12 protein-coding genes and 5 tRNA genes are annotated in these 17,520 nt (G+C 71.4%); 6 read left to right on the forward strand and 11 right to left on the reverse strand.

Annotated features, from left to right (window positions below; genetic code table 11):
• Positions 1-98: 98 nt before the first annotated feature.
• The 3 genes from OG689_RS15390 to leuC form a co-directional block, all read right to left on the reverse strand.
• Positions 99-326 carry a hypothetical protein gene (locus OG689_RS15390; RefSeq protein ID WP_073926024.1) on the reverse strand — a complete coding sequence of 76 codons (228 nt, stop codon included), beginning with the start codon at positions 324-326 and terminating at the stop codon, positions 99-101.
• 271 nt (positions 327-597) lie between these two features.
• On the reverse strand, positions 598-1,194 hold the full coding sequence (leuD, locus tag OG689_RS15395; RefSeq protein WP_266320899.1) for a 3-isopropylmalate dehydratase small subunit: 597 nt from the start codon (positions 1,192-1,194) through the stop codon (positions 598-600).
• Positions 1,195-1,199: 5 nt separating this feature from the next.
• Positions 1,200-2,621: a 3-isopropylmalate dehydratase large subunit gene (gene leuC / locus OG689_RS15400; protein WP_266320901.1), complete on the reverse strand. Its 1,422-nt coding sequence runs from the start codon at positions 2,619-2,621 to the stop codon at positions 1,200-1,202.
• Positions 2,622-2,852: 231 nt separating this feature from the next.
• Here leuC and ndgR point away from each other — a divergent pair, with 231 nt between their 5' ends.
• The gene (gene ndgR, locus OG689_RS15405; RefSeq protein WP_266320902.1) at positions 2,853-3,566 is read left to right on the forward strand and encodes an IclR family transcriptional regulator NdgR; all 714 of its coding nucleotides are present in this window, start codon (positions 2,853-2,855) and stop codon (positions 3,564-3,566) included.
• A 477-nt stretch (positions 3,567-4,043) separates the two neighbouring features.
• Here the strand turns inward: ndgR and OG689_RS15410 are convergent.
• The 8 genes from OG689_RS15410 to OG689_RS15445 all read right to left on the reverse strand — a co-directional run bounded on the left by OG689_RS15410 (position 4,044) and on the right by OG689_RS15445 (position 7,719).
• Positions 4,044-4,118: transfer RNA gene (locus OG689_RS15410), tRNA-Gln, on the reverse strand.
• A gap of 44 nt (positions 4,119-4,162) precedes the next feature.
• Positions 4,163-4,238, reverse strand: a tRNA-Glu gene (locus tag OG689_RS15415).
• A 70-nt stretch (positions 4,239-4,308) separates the two neighbouring features.
• A tRNA-Glu gene (locus tag OG689_RS15420) sits at positions 4,309-4,384 on the reverse strand.
• Between the two features lie 61 nt (positions 4,385-4,445).
• Positions 4,446-4,518: transfer RNA gene (locus tag OG689_RS15425), tRNA-Glu, on the reverse strand.
• A 27-nt stretch (positions 4,519-4,545) separates the two neighbouring features.
• Positions 4,546-4,617: transfer RNA gene (locus OG689_RS15430), tRNA-Gln, on the reverse strand.
• Positions 4,618-4,866: 249 nt separating this feature from the next.
• Positions 4,867-6,378 carry a glutamate--tRNA ligase gene (gene gltX, locus OG689_RS15435; RefSeq protein ID WP_266320903.1) on the reverse strand — a complete coding sequence of 504 codons (1,512 nt, stop codon included), beginning with the start codon at positions 6,376-6,378 and terminating at the stop codon, positions 4,867-4,869.
• Entirely contained in the window at positions 6,371-7,147 is a 777-nt protein-coding gene (locus OG689_RS15440; RefSeq protein WP_323189295.1) for a fumarylacetoacetate hydrolase family protein, read from the reverse strand. Before OG689_RS15440 ends, gltX begins: the two co-directional genes overlap by 8 nt.
• A gap of 347 nt (positions 7,148-7,494) precedes the next feature.
• Positions 7,495-7,719, reverse strand: coding sequence for a hypothetical protein (locus OG689_RS15445; protein ID WP_266320906.1), 225 nt, complete (start codon positions 7,717-7,719; stop codon positions 7,495-7,497).
• Positions 7,720-8,407: 688 nt separating this feature from the next.
• Here OG689_RS15445 and OG689_RS15450 point away from each other — a divergent pair.
• The 5 genes from OG689_RS15450 (at position 8,408) to OG689_RS15470 (ending at position 17,516) form a co-directional block, all read left to right on the forward strand.
• Entirely contained in the window at positions 8,408-12,082 is a 3,675-nt protein-coding gene (locus OG689_RS15450) for a sensor histidine kinase (RefSeq protein WP_266320907.1), read from the forward strand.
• Positions 12,083-12,092: 10 nt separating this feature from the next.
• A complete protein-coding gene (locus tag OG689_RS15455; RefSeq protein ID WP_073926031.1) occupies positions 12,093-12,506 on the forward strand; it encodes a roadblock/LC7 domain-containing protein in 414 nt (137 codons plus the stop codon).
• A 156-nt stretch (positions 12,507-12,662) separates the two neighbouring features.
• Entirely contained in the window at positions 12,663-13,085 is a 423-nt protein-coding gene (locus tag OG689_RS15460) for a DUF742 domain-containing protein (protein WP_073926032.1), read from the forward strand.
• Entirely contained in the window at positions 13,066-13,650 is a 585-nt protein-coding gene (locus OG689_RS15465) for an ATP/GTP-binding protein (RefSeq protein ID WP_073926033.1), read from the forward strand. Before OG689_RS15460 ends, OG689_RS15465 begins: the two co-directional genes overlap by 20 nt.
• A gap of 362 nt (positions 13,651-14,012) precedes the next feature.
• A complete protein-coding gene (locus tag OG689_RS15470; RefSeq protein ID WP_266320910.1) occupies positions 14,013-17,516 on the forward strand; it encodes a nitrate- and nitrite sensing domain-containing protein in 3,504 nt (1,167 codons plus the stop codon).
• Positions 17,517-17,520: the final 4 nt, after the last annotated feature.

Genomic DNA, 17,520 nt, shown 5'->3' on the forward strand with positions numbered 1-17,520 from the left:
ATCCGTTCAATTCGCACGTTAGGTATGTATCTGCGGACTTTCAATTACCAAACGCGCGAATCACCCTAGTGTCGCAATGGATTTGCGCGTCTGCGACCTCAGCGGACGGGCGGGGGCCCCTCGTCGAGGTCTTGGACAAAGCGACTCAACCGCCTTGCCGCCTCCGGAAGATCGCGCTTGGCGGCCTCGGTGACGATCAGCAGTTGACGGGTGAGAGCGGTCTTTGCATCGGCAGACACGTTCAGCGCATGCACGCGGGCGTGAGCTTGCTTCAACCGCTCGGCCACAAGCGCGAAGAGCGCTGCGACTTCCGGGTCGTCCGGCACCTCGTCCGGCGAGGTGCCGTCGTCGTCCGGCCGATCGTCAATTCGGCGTTCGGCTCCCCGGCCCGTGGTCTCCGACGACGCGGGTTCGCGCCCCGCGTACGGAGGTTCATGGTGCCGGTGCATGTACTGATTGTGCCATCTGCGCGGAGTTGTGCTGCGCGCGGGTTTATCGGGAGCCCACGTCAGGCCCTAAGTCGGCTCCGCGACGCGGCGATGGCCCGCCCCCCCGAGGGGGGACGGGCCATCGCGGAAGGTCACCGAAAGCGCGGTCTCAGGCGACCGGCAGGGTACGCGGTTTGAAGGCCGGACGGGTGGTCTCGAAGGCCGCGATGTCACCCTCGTTCTGCAGGGTGATGCTGATGTCGTCGAGGCCGTTCAGCAGCCGCCAGCGGACATTGTCGTCCAGCTCGAATGCCGCCGTGACGCCCTCGGCGCGCACCTCGCGGGTCTCCAGGTCCACCGTGATCTCGGCGGTCGGGTCGGCCTCGGTGAGGGCCCACAGCCGCTCCACGGTCTCCTGCGGCAGCAGCACCGTGAGCAGGCCGTTCTTCAGCGAGTTGCCGCGGAAGATGTCGGCGAAGCGCGAGGAGATGACAGCGTGGAAACCGTAGTTCTGCAGCGCCCAGACGGCGTGCTCGCGGGAGGATCCGGTGCCGAACTCGGGACCCGCCACCAGCACCGTGGCGCCGCTGCGCTCGGGCTGGTTGAGGATGAACGACTCGTCCTTGCGCCAGGCTTCGAAGAGGCCGTCCTCGAAACCGTTGCGGGTGACCTTCTTCAGCCAGTGGGCCGGGATGATCTGGTCGGTGTCGACGTTGCTGCGGCGCAGCGGAACGGCCGTGCCGGTGTGGGTGGTGAACTTCTCCATGCGGCTCAGGCCTCCACGGTGATGTCGGACGTGAGGTCGGCAGGTGCGGCCAGCCGGCCCAGCAGTGCGGTGGCGGCGGCGACCTGCGGCGAGACCAGGTGGGTGCGTCCGCCCTTGCCCTGCCGGCCTTCGAAGTTGCGGTTCGAGGTGGAGGCGCAGCGCTCGCCCGGCGCCAGCTGGTCCGGGTTCATGCCCAGGCACATCGAGCAGCCCGCGTGCCGCCATTCGGCGCCGGCGGCGGTGAAGACCTTGTCCAGGCCCTCCTCGATGGCCTGCAGGGCGACCCGGACGGAGCCGGGGACGACCAGCATCCGCACGCCGTCGGCGATCCGGTTGCCGTCCAGGATGGCGGCAGCGGCGCGCAGGTCCTCGATCCGGCCGTTGGTGCAGGAGCCGACGAAGACGGCGTCGACCTTGACCTCGCGCAGCGGCGTACCGGCCTCCAGGCCCATGTACTTGAGCGCGTTCTCGGCCGCGACCCGCTCCTGCGGGTCGGCGAACGAGGCCGGGTCCGGCACGTTGGCGCCGAGCGGGGCGCCCTGGCCCGGGTTGGTGCCCCAGGTGACGAACGGGGTCAGCTCGGTGGCGTCGATGAAGATCTCGTGGTCGAAGACCGCGTCCTCGTCGGTGCCGAGCGTCTCCCAGTACGCGACCGCGTCGTCCCAGTCCTGGCCCTTGGGGGCGTGCGGGCGCCCCTCCAGGTAGTCGAAGGTGGTCCGGTCGGGGGCGATCATGCCGGCCCGCGCGCCCGCCTCGATGGACATGTTGCAGATGGTCATCCGGGCCTCCATGGAGAGGCTGCGGATGGCGGAGCCGCGGTACTCCAGGACGTAGCCCTGGCCGCCGCCGGTGCCGATCCTGGTGATGATCGCCAGGATCAGGTCCTTGGCGGTGACGCCGTCGGGCAGCTCGCCCTCGACGGTGATCGCCATGGTCCTGAACGGGGCCAGCGGCAGCGTCTGGGTGGCCAGCACGTGCTCGACCTGGCTGGTGCCGATGCCGAACGCCAGCGCGCCGAACGCACCGTGGGTGGACGTGTGGGAGTCGCCGCAGACCACGGTGGTACCGGGCTGGGTCAGTCCCAGCTGGGGGCCCACCACGTGGACAACGCCCTGCTCGACGTCGCCCAGGGAGTGGATCCGGACGCCGAACTCGGCCGCGTTGCGGCGCAGCGTCTCCAGCTGCACCTTGGAAACCGGGTCCGCGATGGGCTTGTCAATGTCGAGGGTGGGGGTGTTGTGGTCCTCGGTCGCGATCGTGAGATCGGTCCGGCGGACCTTGCGACCGGCCAGCCGGAGGCCGTCGAAGGCCTGCGGGCTGGTCACCTCGTGCAGCAGGTGCAGATCGATGAAGAGCAGGTCGGGCTCGCCCTCGGCGCGCCGGACGACGTGGTCGTCCCAGACCTTCTCTGCGAGTGTCCGTCCCATCGGGTTCCCTCCAGCCGGCCGCTCTGCCGGCCTTCTCGTGTGGTCGAGGTCACTGCCATTGCCGCCCTGGTGAGGCTCGCGCCGGGCAACCTGCACGCCGGTTCGTCGTCCCCCTGCGCGCCGCTGTTGTCGGCGTCGGCGGGGGTTTCCTCCGGGCTGCTTCCTCAAGAGTGGCGCTTTTCCTCGAAGATTGAACTTGCGTCTCGCGGAATGAGACTGCAGTATCAGGGCATGGACAACTCTAGCGGCGTCGGCGTTCTCGACAAGGCCGCTCTGGTGCTGAGCGCACTGGAGTCGGGCCCCGCCACGTTGGCGGGGCTGGTCGCCGCCACCGGTTTGGCGCGGCCCACCGCCCACCGACTCGCCGTCGCACTCGAACACCACCGCCTGGTCACCAGGGACATGCAGGGCCGGTTCATCCTCGGCCCCCGACTCTCCGAACTCTCCGCCGCGGCGGGCGAGGACCGGCTGCTCGCCACCGCGGGCCCGGTCCTGACCCACCTGCGCGACGTCACCGGCGAGAGCGCACAGCTCTACCGCCGGCAGGGCGAGATGCGGATCTGCGTAGCCGCCGCCGAGCGGCTCTCCGGTCTGCGGGACACCGTCCCGGTCGGCAGCACCCTGCCGATGAAGGCCGGCTCCGCCGCCCAGGTCCTGCTGGCCTGGGAGGAGCCCGAGCGCCTGCACCGGGGCCTCCAGGGCGCCCGCTTCACCGCCACCGCGCTGAGCGGCGTACGACGCCGCGGCTGGGCCCAGTCGATCGGTGAGCGCGAGCCGGGCGTGGCGTCCGTCTCCGCGCCCGTCCGCGGGCCCTCCAACCGCGTGGTGGCGGCCGTCTCGGTCTCCGGCCCCATCGAGCGCCTCACCCGGCACCCGGGCCGGATGCACGCCCAGGCCATCATCGAGGCCGCCAACCGGCTCACCGAGGCCCTGCGACGCAGCTGAGCACAGGCCGCGGCGGGCAGCCGTGGCCGGTCACGACAGGAAACGGGTCCACCCCCGGGGATTCCCGGGGGCGGACCCGTTTCCTGTACCGGTCCGTTCCGGTGCCGGTCCTTTCCGGTACCCGTTCTCGGTGCCGATCCGCTCCGGGGCCGCTCCGCCTCCGGCGCGGCCCGGACTTTCGGCCCGCCGGCCGAATTCCGGGACCGCCACTGCCGGTCCCGACGCGCGGTCCGAGGGTCGGACGTACACCCGGCGGCCGATTCGGCGGGCACCCCGCGCCGTCCGTGCCCGGCGGACCGGCCCGGGGCCGTCCGGCCAGGTCGGGACCGGTGCCGCCGGGCGACGGCCGGGTCGGCGCCGAATCGCGGCGGGGCGCAGCCGAATACCGCGGGAAAGCCCCGCGGGAATTCCGCGTGGAAAAGCCCAGTAGACGCAAAAAAGGCCCCGGTGACCGGGGCCTGCGACTTTCTGAACAACTGGCTGGGGTACCAGGACTCGAACCTAGACTAAATGAACCAGAATCACTCGTGCTGCCAATTACACCATACCCCAACAAAGCATTCAGCCGATGGGCGAGCCCACCGGCCTTACTGCTCTGGTACCCCCGACCGGATTCGAACCGGCGCTACTGCCGTGAGAGGGCAGCGTGCTAGGCCGCTACACAACGGGGGCAAACTTAGTGATCCCGACTTCGCCGCCTCCGGGGTTTCACATCATCCGGATGGTGACAGTGGTAAGGATCTGGTACCCCCGACCGGATTCGAACCGGCGCTACTGCCGTGAGAGGGCAGCGTGCTAGGCCGCTACACAACGGGGGCTTGTACTGCTCGATACTACTGGGTACTGCTCAGGTTCCTGCTCGGCCCCTTGCGGGACCAGTACCCCCGACCGGATTCGAACCGGCGCTACTGCCGTGAGAGGGCAGCGTGCTAGGCCGCTACACAACGGGGGCTTGTACTGCTGTGGTGCTCGTACTGCGCTGGGGTACCAGGACTCGAACCTAGACTAAATGAACCAGAATCACTCGTGCTGCCAATTACACCATACCCCACCTGAGTTCAACCCCTACGGGGCCTTGCTCGGTGTTGCGCCTGAGGTTCGGTGCTGACGAGGTTTCTGGTCCCTCGCCGTTCCCTCCCGGGCGGCGCAGAAAGAACATTACCCGATGCCGGGCGCGGCTCCAAAATCGATAACCACGAGGGGGTACCCGCCGACCCTCGGGAGCTGCGAAAACGCCCTGCGGGCGGGTGCCCGGCCGGCCGGCCGGGCACCCGCCCGCAGGGAGGCGGCCCGAGAGTGCTCAGGCGGCCGGGACGGCGTCCAGGGCGGCCGCCAGCCGGCGCAGCGTCTCGGTGCGGCCGAGCAGCTCCATCGACTCGAAGAGCGGCGGGGAGACCCGGCGGCCGGTGACGGCCACCCGCAGCGGCGTGAAGGCGAACTTGGGCTTGATGCCCAGGCCGTCCACCAGGGCCTCGCGCAGTGCGGCCTGGATCGGCTCGGGGGTGAAGTCCCCGAGCGCCTCCAGGGCCTTGATGCTGGCCTCCAGCACCGGACGGGCGTCCTGGGTGAGGACCTTGGCGGCGTCCTCCGGGTCCAGGGCGAAGTCGGCCGGGGCCACGAAGAGGAAGCCCGCCATGGTGACGATCTCGCCGAGGACGACCATCCGCTCCTGGGTGAGCGGGGCCACCTTCGCCAGCAGGTCGAGCTGCTCGGCGCTCGGCTCGGCCGGCAGCAGGCCTGGCGCCTGCAGGTACGGGACCAGCCGGCGGACGAACTCGTCCGGGGCCAGCTCGCGCAGGTGCCGGGCGTTGATCGCCTCGCACTTCTTCAGGTCGAAGCGGGCCGGGTTGGCGTTCACCTTCGCGATGTCGAAGGCGGCCACCAGCTCGTCCATGGAGAAGTGGTCGTCGTCCGCGGAGAGCGACCAGCCCAGCAGGGCCAGGTAGTTGAGCAGGCCCTCGGGCAGGAAGCCGCGCTCGCGGTACAGGTTGAGCGAGGCCTGCGGGTCGCGCTTGGAGAGCTTCTTGTTGCCCTCGCCCATCACGTACGGCAGGTGGCCGAAGCGCGGGGTGGCGCCGCTGCCGACACCGATCTCGGCGAGCGCCGCGTAGAGCGCGATCTGGCGGGGGGTGGAGGACAGCAGGTCCTCGCCGCGGAGCACGTGGGTGATGCCCATCAGCGCGTCGTCCACCGGGTTGACCAGGGTGTACAGCGGGGCGCCGTTGGCACGGACGATGCCGTAGTCCGGCACGTTCTCCGGCTCGAAGCTGAGCGTGCCGCGGACCAGGTCGTCGAAGGTGATGGTGCCGTCGGGCATCCGGAAGCGCAGGATCGGCTGCCGGCCCTCCAGCTTGTAGACAGCCACCTGGTCGTCCGTCAGGTTCCGGCAGTGGCCGTCGTAGCCGGAGGGCTTGCCGGCCGCGCGGGCCGCCTCGCGGCGGGCGTCCAGCTCCTCGGTGTTGCAGTAGCACTCGTACGCGTGGCCGGCCTCGCGCAGGCGGCGGGCGACGTCCGCGTAGATGTCCATCCGCTGGGACTGCCGGTACGGCTCGTGCGGGCCGCCGACCTCCGGGCCCTCGTCCCAGTCGAAGCCGAGCCAGCGCATGGCGTCCAGCAGCTGGTTGTAGGAGTCCTCGGAGTCGCGGGCCGCGTCGGTGTCCTCGATCCGGAAGACCAGCGTGCCGCCGTGGTGGCGGGCGAAGGCCCAGTTGAAGAGGGCGGTGCGGACCAGGCCGACGTGCGGGTTGCCGGTCGGGGACGGACAGAAGCGGACCCGGACCGTCGGGTCCAGGTCTGCGGTTGCGTTAGCCACGCTTGATCACCTTATTGGTGAGAGTGCCGATGCCTTCGATGGAGACGGCGACCTCGTCGCCGACGTTGATGGGGCCGACCCCCGCGGGGGTGCCGGTGAGGATGACGTCGCCCGGGAGCAGGGTCATCGCCTCGGAGATGTGGACGACCAGTTCGGCGATCGAGCGGACCATCAAGGAGGTCCGGCCGGCCTGCCGCAGGTCGCCGTTGACGGTGCAGGTGATCGCGAGGTCCGCCGGGTCCAGCTCGGTCTCGATCCACGGCCCGAGCGGGCAGGAGGTGTCGAAGCCCTTGGCGCGGGCCCACTGGCCCTCGCGCTGCTGGACGTCGCGGGCGGTCACGTCGTTGGCGCAGGTGTAGCCGAAGATCACCTCGGGGACCCGGTCCAGCGGGACCTCGCGGCACATCCGGCCGATGACCACCGCCAGTTCGGCCTCGTGCTGGACGTCCGAGGAGAACGGCGGGTACGCGATGGACTCGGTCGGGCCGATCACCGCGGTGGAGGGCTTGAAGAAGGTCAGCGGGACGTCGGGGACGTCGTTGCCCAGTTCGGCGGCGTGCGCCACGTAGTTGCGGCCGACCGCGACGATCTTGTTGGGGAGCATCGGGGTGAGCAGGCGCACGTCCTGCATGCGGTAGCTCTCACCGGTCAGCTGCGGCTGGCCGAAGGGGTGGCCGGCCATGGCGTGCAGGACCAGGGAGTCCGGCTGGGAGGCATCACCCTCGACCACGCCGAAGGAGACGCTGCCGGCAGCGGGCCCGCCCTCCACGGCTCGGCCTTCTCGGACGGAAAACCTGGCAATGCGCACGGTCGGGCTACCCCTCGCTTCGTCGGACGCCCGGGGCGCGCCCGGGCGCTGGCGGGCCGCTCGGCCTGACGCGGCCCCGCTCAATCGCCTCCCAGGCTATCGCGTGAGCCTTCGGGCGCCCGCTTTGCCCCATAGGTCCCTTCGGGGCGCCGCGACCGGGAGGCGCCCGCGCCGCCGCCGGCACCGGACGCGAGGGGCCACGCACGCCGGAGGGCGCCGTTGCCGCAGGCGGTGCGACGACGGCGCCCTCCGGAGACGGGGCCACCGGGGGCCGGCGGGCGGGCCGGCCCCCGAGTGCTCCGCGGTCGTCAGCCCTGCGGCACTGCGACGGCCGGAGCGACCTGGAGGATCGTGCGGCGCGGGTTGGCGGTGCTGGTCGGGAGCTCGGTGGAGTACGTGACGACGTCCTCGGGCCGGCGCGCGCCGGGCAGCTCGGCGAAGTCCGCGACCGAGGCCAGCGTGGTCCGGCGCGGGTTCGCCGTCGAACGGCTGACGAGCGTGGACGGGTCGGCGTTGTTGGCCGGCTGGGACATCGCTTCACACCTTGGGATAGGAGGGGCCGGCCAGGAGGCTGCGGCCGCACGTTTCGGACGAGCACTGTTCGGGGCAGCACTCTTCGGGGCGGGGAGTGCCGGGCGGGGGATTTCGGCCAGGCCGACCGCCCCCGCGTCCGACTGAGCAAGATTAAGGATCTCTTTCCACAGTCGCCGTGACCAAAGCTACACATTGGGCTGTGATTTTGCTCACAAATTGAAGATTTATTCCGCCATAGCGGGCAAATCGCCGCAACAAGATATTCCGACATTTCGCCCATTTCGGAGCGAACGGGAAGCCTCGCGGCTCTTGTTGATCAGTGGTCTGATTGACATGTATCGGGCGAGTGTCCGAAAAAGGCGGTATTCCGGTCCAGTTACCGCACAGTCTGTGAAATGGCGCACGCACTGGGTAGTACCCGGAGATGCTCCACAGCGCCCCTTGTTGGACTCCCCCCGCTGTGCTGGAATGCCACGGACCGTGGGAAAGGACCCGTCCACCCCGGTAGACCCGCTCTCCCGGACCGGCCGGGGTGCGGATGGAAACTCGACACCGTCCAGGCCGCGGCAACGCGGCGGGACGCCCGGTCCAGAGGTTGCGACGCCAGTGCAGGGACGTTTCAAGAGGGGTAGCGGCGCCGCGGGCGACCCCGAGTCGCGAGAGCCCGCAGCAGCCCCCCACCAGGCAGTGCCCCAGGGCGGCCCGGGTGACCGGGCAGCCGGGAACCAGGCCGAACCGGGCAACGCCGACACCATCGAGAACGACGACCAGAAGTCCAAGCGGGCGAAGCTCCGCAGCACCCTGACCAGGCGCCGGGCGACCGGTCTGAGCCGGCTCGCCATGCGCAACTGGCGCATCCGGACCCGCCTGATCGCCCTGCTCGCGCTCCCCGTCATGGTCGCGCTGGTCCTCGGTGGCCTGCGCATCCAGACCTCGTTGGAGGCCTCGCAGCAACTCGCGCAGATGGCCAACCTGAGCGACCTGGCCAAGAAGGCCACCAACCTCGCCGACGCCCTGCAGACCGAGCGCGACATCAGCGCCGGCCCGCGGACCCGCGGCGGCCAGGAGGCCGACGACGAGGTCGAGGCCTCGCGCAAGAACACCGACGACCTGAGCCGGACCTTCACCGCCTCCGCCGACAAGTTCGAGAACCTCGAACTCTCCGGCGGAAAGGCCCTGCTGCTGCAGGTGCGCAAGGACCTCAACTCGGTCGCCGACGCGCGCCGCGACGCCTACACCAACGACCAGAACATCCAGGCCACCATCACGTCCTACGACGTGATCATCAAGGACCTGCTGTCCATCACCCAGGACATCGCGCTCGCGTCCAACAACAGCGACCTGGTCCGCGCCACCCGTGCCCTGCAGCAGTTCTCACTGGCCAAGGACGTCACCTCGCAGCAGCGCGCGCTGATCAGCGCCGCGCTCGCCAACAAGAAGGGCCCCGACCTCAGCCTGAGCGACGAGTCCTTCGGTATCCGGCTGCGCGGCGCGTACGACAACGCCATCGGAAACTTCAACAGCATCTACACCAGCCACGAGCTGGACAGCCTCCGCGAGCAGCTCAGCTACAACTCGCTGATCGCCGACGCCGACCGCTACTCACGCTCGATCCTGCAGCAGAGCGGTATCAAGCAGACCGAGAGCCGGAGCTACAAGGACTGGTACGACCAGTCCAGCGCGAAGATCACGCAGGAGCGCCGGATCGAGAGCCGGCTGATCGAGGAGCTGGACGGCAAGGCCCAGGCCCTGCAGTCCACCGCCGACACCGAGGCCCTGATCACCGGTGCCCTGGTCGCCCTCGTGCTGCTCGTCGCCATCGCCGGCGCCGCGGTCATCGCCCGCTCGATGGTGCGCTCGCTGACCCGACTGCAGACCGCGGCCGAGGACGTCGCCGAGCGCCGCCTCCCCGAGCTGGTCAAGACCCTCTCCGAGAGCGACCCGCACGACGTCGACGTCACCGTCGAACCCGTCGGCGTCGACTCCACGGACGAGATCGGCCACGTGGCCCACGCGTTCGACATGGTGCACAGCGAGGCCGTCCGCCTCGCCGCCGAGCAGGCCCTCCTGCGAGGCAACATCAACGCGATGTTCACCAACCTCTCGCGCCGCAGCCAGGGCCTCATCCAGCGCCAGCTGTCGCTCATCTCCGAGCTGGAGAGCCGCGAGGCGGACCCGGACCAGCTCGCCAGCCTCTTCAAGCTCGACCACCTCGCGACCCGCATGCGCCGTAACGGCGAAAACCTCCTCGTCCTCGCGGGCGAGGACCCGGGCCGCCGCTGGACCAGGCCCGTCCCGCTGGTCGACGTGCTCCGCGCCGCCGCCTCCGAGGTGGAGCAGTACGAGCGCATCGAACTCGCCTCCGTGCCGTCGGCCGAGGTCGCCGGCCGGGTCGTCAACGACCTCGTCCACCTGCTCGCCGAGCTGCTGGAGAACGCCACGTCGTTCTCCAGCCCGCAGACCCGCGTCCGGGTCACCGGTCACGCCCTGCCCGACGGCCGGGTGCTGATCGAGATCCACGACACCGGCATCGGCCTCAGCCCCGACGACCTCGCGGACATCAACGAGCGCCTCGCCAACCCGCCCGTGGTGGACGTCTCCGTCTCCCGCCGGATGGGTCTGTTCGTGGTCGGCCGCCTGTCCCTGCGACACGGCATCCGGATCCAGCTCCGTCCCAGCGACTCGGGCGGCACCACCGCGCTCGTCATGCTCCCGGTGGACGTCACCAACTCCGCCGACCGCCGCGGCGGCGGCCGCCCCGGCGGTCCCAGCAAGCAGCCGCGCGGCGTCGGACCGACCCCCCGCCAGCGCCAGATGCCCGGCCAGGGCCCGGCCGCCGCGCTCCCGCAGGGGCCGGCCGGCGGTGCCCCGGGCGGCGCTCCCGGCAGCCGTCCGCAGCTCGGCCAGGGCGGCCCCGGCGGCCGTCCCGGCGGTGCCCCCGCGGGCGCCCCCGGCGGCCTGCCGACCCGCCAGGCCGGCCAGTCGCTGCGTCAGAACCCGCCGACCGGTGCCCCGCAGCAGGGCGGCCCCGGCCGTCCCGGCCAGCAGGGCAACCAGCAGCAGGCCAACCAGCAGGGCGGCCCGCAGCAGGGCAACCCCGGTGGGCGCCCCGGTGCGCCGCTGCCCCGCCGCGGCCAGCAGCCCGAGCAGGGCCAGCAGCCCGAGGCCCGCCGCCCGGCCCAGGAGCGCCCGCGCCCCGGCGCCGAGCTCCCGGACCAGAACGGCCCCCGCCAGGCCGAGCAGCCGCAGCACGGCTGGGCCGACCAGCCCACCCGCGGCGGTCGCCCGGACGGTCGGCAGGACGGGCCGCCGGCCCGTCGCCTGCCGCAGCAGGGCGGCCCGCAGGGCCCCCGGCCCGGCCAGGGCCTGCCGCAGCGCCCGCTGCCGCAGGGTGCCCAGGGCCAGCAGGCCCCCGCGCCGCACGCACAGGCCGAGCCCGCGCCCGAGGAGACGACGGCGCAGTTCGCCCGCCCGCGGTTCGAGGCCAGCGAGATCGACCCGCGCGACCCGCTCGGCCTCGGTCTGGTCGAGCCGGTGCTGCCGGCCGTGCCAACCCCGGCCCGACCGGAGCCGGTCCGCCAGGAGCAGGCCGCCGCCCAGCAGGCCCAGCAGCAGTTCCGGCCGGAGCCGATGGCCCTGCCGACCGCGCCCGCCGGCGCCGTCGGCCAGGGTCAGGAGCAGGCCGACTCCCGCTGGTTCCGCGAGGACGGCCGCCCCGCCGGCGACCAGCAGGCCCGGGCCAGGCAGTACCAGCCGCAGCGTCCCGGTACCAGCGCACCCGGCTTCGACGGTCCGCCCGGACCGAGCCGGTCGCCGTACCAGGCCCAGCAGCAGGGCCAGCCGCAGCAGCGGCAGCAGGCCCCCCAGGGTCAGCAGGCCCAGCAGGCCCAGGCCCAGCAGCAGGCCGCGCAGGCCCAGGCCCAGGCCCAGCAGGGTCAGCCCCAGCAGGGCCAGCAGCCCGGCCAGGGCGACGCCCCGTGGCGCCCGTCGGCCAACGACGAGCGCTGGCGCCGGGCCGAGCAGGTCCGCGAGCCGTCCACCAACGGCATCACGCTCTCCGGCCTCCCCCGGCGGACCCCGCAGGCCAACCTGGTCTCCGGTACCGCCGAGCAGGCCCCGCTGACCGGTCCGCAGGTCTCCCGCGCTCCCGAGGAGGTGCGCGGCCGGCTCACCAACCTGCGGCGCGGCATCCAGCAGGGCCGGCGCGCCGGGGCCGAGCAGACCGGCGGCCAGGGCAATCCCGCGGGCCCCGGCCATGGTGCTCAGCAGGCAGGATTCGATAGTTTCGGGTCCCGCGGGGACGGCAACGAGGCCGGCCGCAACGTGAGCTTCGGCAACGGCGCAGATCATCAGGAGCGTTGAGTTGAGTCAGATGAGCCAGGCCGCACAGAACCTGAACTGGCTGATCACCAATTTCGTGGACAACACCCCCGGGGTGTCCCACACAGTGGTGGTCTCCGCCGACGGGCTTCTGCTCGCCATGTCCGAAGGCTTTCCCCGTGACCGCGCCGACCAGCTCGCCGCCGTCGCATCCGGCCTCACCTCGCTGACGTCCGGCGCCTCCCGCATCTTCGAGGGCGGCGAGGTCAACCAGACCGTCGTCGAGATGGAACGAGGCTTCCTCTTCCTGATGGCCGTCAGCGACGGATCCTCCCTCGCCGTCCTCGCCTCCCCCGACTCCGACATCGGCCTCGTCGGATACGAGATGGCACTCCTCGTCGACCGCGCCGGCACTGTCCTGACCCCCGCACTGCGCGCCGAACTCCAGGGCAGTCTCCTGCACTGAGCAGATGTCACCATCCACCTCCACGCCGGGTCCGGCCCGACCGGGCCCGGCGTCCCCACCCTCAGTCAGCGGCCCCCGGGCCCCTGGCACCGCCTCAGCTGAGCATCGTCCCAGCTGGAACCGGCTGCGGACGGCTGCAGCGCAAGGAGGACCCAGATGACCCCGCCCCCGACACCCGCCGGCTCGTACGGCTCCGGGTACGGCAGCGGCTACGGTGGCCAGTCCGACGGCTACGAGCAGCAGCCACTGGTCCGTCCGTACGCGATGACCGGCGGCCGCACCCGGCCGCGGTACCAGCTGGCGATCGAGGCGCTGATCTCGACCACGCCGTCCGCCGAGCGCACCGGAGGGCTGCTCCCCGAGCACGCCCGGATCGTCGGCCTGTGCCGCGAGGTCAAGTCCGTCGCGGAGATCTCCGCACTTGCCGGCGTGCCGCTGGGGGTGGCCCGTATCCTCGTGGCCGACCTCGCCGAGGCCGGTCTTGTCGCCATCCACCAGCCCGCCGCCGCGGGCGAGTCGGGCGGAACGCCCGACGTCACGCTGCTCGAAAGGGTCCTCAGTGGACTTCGCAAGCTCTAACGCGGCCGCCGCGACCCGCGCCACCACCTCCGCGAAGATCGTCGTCGCCGGCGGCTTCGGCGTCGGCAAGACCACCCTCGTCGGCGCCGTCTCCGAGATCAACCCCCTGCGCACCGAAGCCGTCATGACCAGCGCCAGCGCCGGCATCGACGACCTCACCCACACCGCAGGCAAGACGACCACCACCGTCGCCATGGACTTCGGCCGAATCACCCTCGACGAAGACCTCATCCTCTACCTCTTCGGCACCCCCGGCCAGGACCGCTTCTGGTTCATGTGGGACGACCTCGTCCGCGGCGCCATCGGCGCCGTCGTCCTCGTCGACACCCGCCGCCTCGCCGACTGCTTCCCCGCACTCGACTACTTCGAAAACAGCGGACTCCCCTTCGTCGTCGCACTCAACGGCTTCGAAGGACACCAGCCCCACACCCCCGACGAAGTCCGCGAAGCACTCCAACTCGGCCCCGACACCCCCGTCATCGCCCTCGACGCCCGCCGACGCGACAGCGCCAAAAGCGCCCTCATCACCCTCGTCGAACACGCCCTCCTCGCCCGACTCCGCTGAGCCGGACGACCACCCTGATGCCCGCCCACCTGCCCCGGAGGCAGCGGGCGGGCATTTCGGCATCCGGACATGAGGGATGGATAACAGTTCGGTAGGCATTTGGTGATCGACAGTGACCTGCAGTAGCCGGGCAGCGCCACTCAGCGCCAGCATCGCTCCGCTTCGTCCAACCTTGTCATCAAATGTCCGATTCCAGCGGCACCGAACCGTCACCAACAGCTGTTTGTCCCGAATCCCTGCACGTGCTGAAATTCCAGCTACCCCGAAGACTGTTACGGCAGTTCCGCCCAGCCCCCGGGCCGCTGCCAGGGGTAGCGGTGAATTGATCCATGGCCGCCAGTCGGCCGAGAGGTTGTTGTCGAGTGAGGCGTAAGCAGCCAGTCACCCCGCAGCGGCGCTCCGAGCCCCGCCAGAGCGAGCCGAACGGTGGAGCGACCGAGCCCACCGGGTTCTCCGCGTTCACCCCGACGGAGGACCGGCCGAACGCCGGACCCGCCGGGCCCGCGGCCGCGCCGGGCGCTTCCGAGCGCAAGCCGGGTGCCAAGCCGGAGTCCGAACCGGAGAGTGCCAAGGAGTCCGGCGGGAGGTACGAGTTCCTCGCCCCGCGCAACTGGCGGGTGCCCACCCGCCTGATCGCGATCCTGCTGATCCCCGTCGTCATCGGCCTCGTCTTCGGCGGCCTTCGCGTCAACTCGTCGTTCGACGACTACGTCAAGGCCGACCGCGCGGTGAAGACCGCCGAGCTCGCCCGGTCCGCCACCAAGCTGGCCGACGCCCTGGAGAACGAGCGCGACCAGTCGCTGGCGCCGCTCCTGCTCAACCAGGACGCCGAGGGCAAGGTCCCCGCACTGCGGGCCAAGACCGACGCGGCGCTCAAGGGTTACAAGGACGCCTACGCCAAGATCTCCGACGACGCCCTGCTCGCACACCGCGACGCGGCGTTCCAGGGCCTCCTGGTCTCGCTGCCCCACCTGCGCGACAACGCCTACAAGCCCGAGCTCTTCGCGACCGCCACCCAGGCCGCCTACTCGACCCTGATCGCGCCGCTGATGGCGTACGACAACTCGGTCGGCTTCGGCAGCTCCAGCGTCACCAGCAAGGGCCGGGCGATCTACGCCATCTCGCTGGCCAAGGCCTCCGCCTCGACCCAGCGCGCGCTGATGCTGCACCTGCTGGTCGGCATCCAGGCCGGCTCCACCACCCGCTACGAGAACACCGAGCTCATCCAGCAGCTCCTGGTCTCCGCGAAGCTGGAGCAGGTCTCGATCGCCGAGTTCAACACCGGCAGCGCCCCCGAGGACGCCCGGGTCTACGCCGACGCGCTGGTCACCCAGGCCAACGCCGACGAGCGGGCCGCGCTGCGGATGCCCAACGGCACCGCGCCGACCGTCCCCGGTCTGCTCGCCATCGGCATGGCCTACAGCCAGAACGCCGCCGAGGGCCAGAGCAAGGGCAAGGCCGCCGCCGACGCGGCCATCGCCGAGGCCGTCGCCGCGGGCCTGGAGCCCAAGCGCTGGGAGCAGGCCACCAGCACCCACATGGCCAGCCTGCAGGCCACCGAGAACCAGCTGCTGGACCAGGTCGTCGCCGACGCCGGGAACCTCAAGTCCCGCGCCCAGACCGACGCCCTGCTCAACTCGGTCATCGTGATCGCCGCACTCGCCCTGGCCGGTCTGCTCACCGGGTTCATCGCCCGCTCGATGATCCTCGGCATGCGCACCCTGAACAGCGCCGCGCTGGAGATCGCCAACCACCGCCTGCCGGACCTGGTCGAGAAGCTCTCCAAGACCGACCCGGACCGCGTGGACACCTCGGTCTCCCCGATCCCGCTGCACGGCAAGGACGAGATCGGCGAGGTCGCCCGCGCCTTCGACCAGGTGCACCGGCAGGCGGTCTCGCTGGCCGCCGAGCAGGCACTGCTCCGAGGGAACGTCAACGCGATCTTCACCAACCTGTCGCGCCGCAGCCAGGGCCTCATCCAGCGCCAGCTGGCGCTGATCACGGACCTGGAGAACAACGAGGCCGACCCGGACCAGCTGGAGAACCTCTTCAAGCTGGACCACCTCGCGACCCGTATGCGCCGCAACGGTGAGAACCTGCTCGTCCTCGCGGGCGAGGAGGCCGGCCGCCGCTGGAACACCCCGGTGCCGCTGGTCGACGTGCTCCGCGCCGCCTCCTCCGAGGTGGAGCAGTACGAGCGTGTCGAGCTGGCCGGCATCCCCGAGGCCGAGGTCGTCGGCGCCGCCGTGACCGACCTCGTCCACCTGCTCGCCGAGCTGCTGGAGAACGCCACCTCGTTCTCCAGCCCGCAGACCCGGGTGCTGGTCAACGCCACCCGCCTGCCGGACGGCCGGGTGCTGGTCGAGATCCACGACAAGGGCATCGGCCTCACCGCCGAGGACTTCGCCGAGATCAACGAGAAGCTGGCCGAGCCGCCCACGGTGGACGCCACCATCTCCCGCCGCATGGGCCTGTTCGTGGTCGGCCGCCTCTCGCAGCGCCACGACATCCGGGTCCAGCTGCGTCCGTCCGGCGAGTCCGCGGGCACCACCTCGCTGGTGATGCTCCCGCAGCACCTGACCGAGATGAACGCCCCGGCGGAGCCCGAGGAGCAGTTCACCGTCTCGCGGATCTTCGCCGAGCAGGAGTCCGACCAGGAGGCGTGGAACGCGGAGCTCCAGGGCGCCCGCAGCGCCGCCGAACTCGGCTTCGACGACCACCTGACCGGCCGGGGCGGCGCCAGCGGCTTCAGCCCGGCCCTGGAGGCCGTACAGCGCTCGCAGCAGCGGATCGACCAGGCCCGCCGCGCGGCCCTGGAGGCCGGCCCCGCCGCGGACGAGCCGGTGGACGCCGAGATCGAGGAGGCGCCCTACGGGACGTCCTCGGACGACTACCAGCAGCAGGAGTACGCCGCTCCGTACGCCCAGGAGCCCTTCCAGGGCGCCCAGGGTTACGACCAGGACCCGTACGGCCGCCCGGTGCAGAACGGGCAGGCCTACGGCGACGGGGGCTACGACGCCTTCCAGGGCGACGGCTTCCAGGGCGACCAGTACGGCCAGCAGGGTTACGGCCAGCAGTACGCCGAGGCCGGCTACGACGGCGGCTACCAGGGCGACGGCTACGGGCAGCAGTACGGCGGCCAGGACGACCAGTACGGTCAGCAGGAGTTCGACGGCTACCGCGGCGACTCCTACCTGGACGACGTCCGGCAGGCCCGCGAGGAGGCCGCCGGCCACCCGTACACCCCGGAGCCCGCCGCCCTGCCGCCGGCCGCACCGGCCGCGCCCGCCGCGACGCTCGCCTCCGGGCTGCCGCAGCGCCGCCCGGGCCAGCAGCTGGCCGGCGGTGGCGCCGGCCTCGGGGCCCGCGCGATCGGCGACCAGGACGCCGGCGACAAGCCGAACTGGTTCACCGGCGCCAAGGAGGCCACCGAGGCTCCCGAGCCGCGCGGCCACGAGGTGTCGGCGCTCGGCGGGTACGGTCCGACCGGCCCCACCGGCCAGCCGACCCCCGCCTGGCAGTCCGCCAACGACGGCGACTGGCAGCGTGCCGAGCAGCTGCGCGAGCCCGCCGCCGGCGGCGTGACGCCCTCCGGGCTGCCGCGCCGGGTGCCCAAGCAGAACCTGGTGGCCGGCAACGCCAAGCCGACCCCCCAGGACGGCCCGCAGGTCTCCCGCACTCCGGAGGAGGTCCGCGGCCGGCTCACCAACCTGCGCCGCGGCGTGGAGCAGGGCCGCAGCGCGACGAGTGGCTCCGGCAACACCGGGAGCTTCCGGATCGACCCCGACCAGACCGACCGGTCCGGCAACGGACAGCAGAACCGCAGCACCGATCTCTTCGGCGGCTCGAACCACCAGGAGCGTTGAGTTG

The organism is Kitasatospora sp. NBC_00240 (genome assembly GCF_026342405.1).
Classification (GTDB): domain Bacteria; phylum Actinomycetota; class Actinomycetes; order Streptomycetales; family Streptomycetaceae; genus Kitasatospora.

Excerpts from the sequence above, each read along its gene's own strand:
- leuD (WP_266320899.1), bottom strand. The coding sequence starts at position 1,194 with ATGGAGAAGTTCACCACCCACACCGGCACGGCCGTTCCGCTGCGCCGC.
- leuC (WP_266320901.1), bottom strand. The coding sequence starts at position 2,621 with ATGGGACGGACACTCGCAGAGAAGGTCTGGGACGACCACGTCGTCCGG.
- ndgR (WP_266320902.1), top strand. The coding sequence starts at position 2,853 with ATGGACAACTCTAGCGGCGTCGGCGTTCTCGACAAGGCCGCTCTGGTG.
- OG689_RS15445 (WP_266320906.1), bottom strand. The coding sequence starts at position 7,719 with ATGTCCCAGCCGGCCAACAACGCCGACCCGTCCACGCTCGTCAGCCGT.
- OG689_RS15455 (WP_073926031.1), top strand. The coding sequence starts at position 12,093 with ATGAGCCAGGCCGCACAGAACCTGAACTGGCTGATCACCAATTTCGTG.
- OG689_RS15460 (WP_073926032.1), top strand. The coding sequence starts at position 12,663 with ATGACCCCGCCCCCGACACCCGCCGGCTCGTACGGCTCCGGGTACGGC.